Here is a 791-nt window from a genome sequence, read left to right as displayed (position 1 = left end):
AAAAAGAGAGCATCTTGCAAAATTATCATGCCGAGCAAAAACGCTATGAACAACCGATGGAGAGGGTGCAAATGGTCGAAAAGCCGCGAAAGCCACTTCATCTTGAAAAGGAAATGGCCCCTCTTTCGAACAAAGAAATTGCTTACAGGATTCAAAGAGATACATCGGTTCAATATGGTCAAGCAGAAATACAATATTGGTGCCACATTGTTTATGACAATCCGTGTCTCTTGCGGGAAAGGACAGAGGAGATCCAAAAAAATCCTGCTATGGGAGAAGAACTTTCATGGCAAGTTGCAAATCATCCTACATTTTTTGCTAAGTTCGCGGGTCACCAAACGCTTGGCATAAAAAACGAGGCGCGCAAAAAAGCTGAAGCAGGTCTTTCTTCCCTTTGTAACGCTCTTGACAGTTATACAAATGCTGTAAAACAAGCAAAAGAGAGCATTATCAAGGAACATCAAGAAAAACAAAATCGCCAAGGACAGTCTGCTAGGTCAGCGCAAGAATTGCAAAAAAAGAACGTTTTATCAAAGTGGCCTACACTGCCTGAGCATTCAACAGTCACCGCGCGTCATGAGAGTGGAGAAACCTCCAGACAAGTAGACAGCAAACCGCCTGACGTTCGACCACGCAAAGTTGGGACGACAAAAGCAATGGCTTTCACTCACTAAGCGTGCATCAACTTTGGTCTTTAATGTGATTTCTTAGTCTAATCTCTTGAAGCCAATCATTTTATGGCAATTGCGTAAAGGAAGAGTGTGCTTACAGCAAAATTTCATCAAATATCT

At 42.2% G+C, this 791-nt stretch carries 1 protein-coding gene; it reads left to right on the top strand.

The annotated features are described in order from the left end of the window. Positions 1 to 674 (top strand): BID domain-containing T4SS effector (locus ACFIK8_RS11000; RefSeq protein WP_375669450.1); only part of this gene is annotated, 674 nt, incomplete at its 5' end. Between the last annotated feature and the right edge of the window lie 117 nt (positions 675 to 791).

The organism is Bartonella sp. MR168JLCBS, assembly GCF_042194175.1.
Note: the sequence above shows the minus strand (reverse complement) of the source record. Positions and strands in the feature narration are given on the sequence as shown.